Source organism: Intrasporangium sp., from assembly GCF_039812505.1.
Classification (GTDB): Bacteria; Actinomycetota; Actinomycetes; order Actinomycetales; family Dermatophilaceae; genus Intrasporangium_A.
The window spans coordinates 1-3,092 of sequence record NZ_JBDIAQ010000250.1; the positions used below are offsets into that span (position 1 = coordinate 1).

A 3,092-nucleotide genomic window follows, 5' to 3' on the forward strand; every position below is an offset into this window, starting at 1 on the left:
CGCACGTGGGCGCGTCAGATGTCGTAGATGCCACCCTGCGCGACCGCGTGCTCGGCCACCGAGCGGGCGGGGTCGGGCCACGGCGGGATGGCCCCGCCGAGCTCGTCCGCAAGGGCGGCCACGACCACGTCCGTGACCAGCCGGGACCACAGCGGCGCCCGCACCAGCATGGCGTGGTCGGAGCGAGCGACCCGCACCAGCGCGGCGGTCCGCCCCTGTGTCCCGAGCCGCTCCACGGTCTCGCGCGAGGCCCAGAGCGGACAGATCGTGTCGCGGTCGCCGTGGATCAGCACCGTCGTCAGGTCCGGGTTGGTGGGCAGTGGGTCACCGGCCTCGATCCACGGGGAGATGCCCACGAGCAGGCGGACGTCCGGCTCGTCGGCGACGTAGAGCGCGGCCCGACCCCCCATCGAGTGGCCGACCAGGGCGATCGGCCGACCCGGGTAGCGCGCTCGCACCTGGCGCAGGGCCCACCGCGCGTCGAGGACGGGAGACTGCTCGTCGCCGTTCCAGCCCCGCCACCGGAACCGGAGCCGGGCCACGGCGAGCGGCTCGGGGGTCCCGGCCGCGGCGACGGCCCGCGCGATCGGGTAGAGCCGTGCCACGTTGTGCGACCAGGGCCGGTTGGCCTGGCGTCCCTCGATGGACCCGCCGTGCAGGACCAGCGCGACGGCGCCCGCCGAGACGGGAGCGGTGTCCCATGCGATGGAGGTGAGCGGCATACGGGGTCGTCAGACGGGGGTGCGGTGGAAGTTCTGGAACGAGCGGCTCGCGGTGGGCCCGCGCTGGCCCTGGTAGTGCGAGCCGGACGCGCCCGAGCCGTAGGGGTGCTCGGCGGGGGAGCTGAGCCGGAAGAAGCAGAGCTGGCCGATCTTCATGCCCGGGTAGAGCTTGATCGGCAGGGTGGCGACGTTGGACAGCTCGAGGGTGACGTGACCGGAGAAGCCGGGGTCGACGAACCCGGCCGTCGCGTGGGTGAGCAGCCCGAGCCGGCCGAGCGAGCTCTTGCCCTCCACGCGGGCGGCGAGATCGTCGGGCAGGGTCACCGTCTCGAAGGACGAGGCGAGGACGAACTCGTGGGGGTGCAGGACGAAGGCGTCGTCCTCTCCGGTCACCTCGACGAGACGGGTCAGGTCGGGCTGCTCCGCGGCCGGGTCGATATACGGGTACTTGTGGTTGTCGAAGAGCCGGAAGAACTTGTCCAGCCGCACGTCGACGCTCGAGGGCTGGACCATCGCCGGGTCCCAGGGGTCGAGCACGACCCGTCCCGAGTCGACCTCCGCGCGGATGTCCTGGTCTGAGAGCAGCACAGCCCGAGACTAGTGGAGCGCCGGGTCGTGATCCGGGCGCGTGTCGGTGTTCTCGCCTACGGTGACGACATGGCGGACGAGGTGGTCAGGGATGACGAGCTGCACGGCTTCATGCGGCAGTTCCGCGGGTTCATCGACGTGACGATGCAGCGGTTCGGTGAGGACGAGGGTGAGGGCGAGGGGCTGCGCGCGGTGCTGTCGGAGCACGTGGGCGCCGACGCGCATCGGCTGCCGGTCGTCTCCGAGAGCGTGCCGGTCCATCGGGTGGTCGACGCCGATCTCGCGCTGGCGTCGCTGGCCGAGGCCGACCCCGGGGCCCGGCTCATCGGGATCGCCGGTGACGTCCGGCACCACCTGACGCTGGCCGACCTGCTCCAGGCAGGTGGGTCATGGGGTGGCCGGGTCCGCGTCGGCCCGGTCGACTACGTGCAGCTGCCGACCGGCCCGCGCCCGGAGGACCGGCGCCAGGTCGTGTCGTCGGGGGTGCACCTGTTCCGCTTCGACGACGCCCCGGTCGTCGTGCGGGTGCAGGGCGTCGCGTCGCAGTACGGCCGGGAGGAGGCGCTCGTCGAGGTCGTCGCGGCCGAGCGGCCGGTCGCCGAGGCACTCATCGACCGGGTTCGCGCGCTCATGGACGAGCGGAGCGTGCTGCGTGGGCAGATCATCACCTTCGGGTTCGATCCCTACGGACGCGGGATGGCCGGCATCACGTTCGTCGAGCGGCCGGCCCTGCCGGCCGAGGACGTCGTGCTGCCGGCCGGCGCGCTGGAGCGGATCCGTGCCCACGTCGTCGGGATCGGCGAGCAGCGCGAGCACCTGCGCGCCCACGGGCAGCACCTCAAGCGCGGCATCCTGCTCTACGGGGCGCCCGGCACGGGCAAGACGCACACGGTGCGCCACCTGCTCAGCTCGACGCCGGGCACCACCGCTGTGCTGCTGAGCGGCGGGTCCCTCGGGCACATCCACGCGGCGGCCAGGGTGGCCCGCGCCCACCAGCCGGCGATCGTGGTCCTCGAGGACTGCGACCTGATCGCCGAGGACCGGTCGTTCGCGATGGGCCCGCAGCCGCTGCTGTTCGAGGTGCTCGACACCCTGGACGGCCTCGACGCCGACGCCGACGTCGCCTTCCTGCTGACCACCAACCGGGTCGCCGACCTCGAGGTCGCGCTGGCCCAGCGGCCGGGGCGCGTCGACCTGGCCGTCGAGATCCCGCTGCCCGACGAGGCCGGCCGGCTCGCGCTGCTGCAGCTGTATGCCGCTCGGCTGTTCTCCGACGCGGCGCTCGCCGCCGCTGCGGCGCGGTCCGAGGGGACGACGGCCTCGTTCGTCAAGGAGCTCGTGCGCCGGGCCGTGCTGCATGCGGCCCTGGCCGGCCGGGACCCGGCCGACGAGCACCTGGCGTCGGCGCTCGACGAGCTGCTGTCCGACTCGGAGGTGCTGACCCGCAGCCTGCTCGGGGTGGCGAGTAGCGGCGCGGACGGACCGGCCGAGGGTGGGCCGGGGACCGAGGGCGGGTCCTGGCCAGAGGGCGGGTCGGCATCACCCGGTCCTGTCCCGGTGCCTCGTCCCGGCCGGATGCCGGGTGGCTACCGGGGCGGTCGTGGTTTCGGGTGGTTCGACTACGGGCCCCGAGCGCGAGGCTGAGCACCCGGGTGGGCCGGCGCGGGCGGCATACACCTGGCCGGGTGGGGGTCCTGTGCGTGGTTCGGGTGGCTATGACGACCACAACCGCGCACACCGGGCCGACCGGGGGGGTCGGCTGCCGAGGCTGTGCGCGGTTCG

The 3,092-nt window shown here is 73.7% G+C and carries 3 protein-coding genes; 1 reads left to right on the forward strand and 2 read right to left on the reverse strand.

The genetic code is table 11. From position 1 onward, the window contains the following. Window positions 1-14: 14 nt before the first annotated feature. Together WMI84_RS17815 and dcd are read right to left on the reverse strand one after the other, a co-directional pair. Window positions 15-722: an alpha/beta fold hydrolase gene (locus WMI84_RS17815; protein ID WP_347355113.1), complete on the reverse strand. Its 708-nt coding sequence runs from the start codon at window positions 720-722 to the stop codon at window positions 15-17. 9 nt (window positions 723-731) lie between these two features. Then, window positions 732-1,310: a dCTP deaminase gene (gene dcd / locus WMI84_RS17820; protein ID WP_347355114.1), complete on the reverse strand. Its 579-nt coding sequence runs from the start codon at window positions 1,308-1,310 to the stop codon at window positions 732-734. A 69-nt stretch (window positions 1,311-1,379) separates the two neighbouring features. Between dcd and WMI84_RS17825 the strand changes: the two genes are divergently transcribed. Further along, window positions 1,380-2,954, forward strand: coding sequence for an ATP-binding protein (locus WMI84_RS17825; protein WP_347355115.1), 1,575 nt, complete (start codon window positions 1,380-1,382; stop codon window positions 2,952-2,954). The last annotated feature ends 138 nt before the right edge of the window (window positions 2,955-3,092 follow it).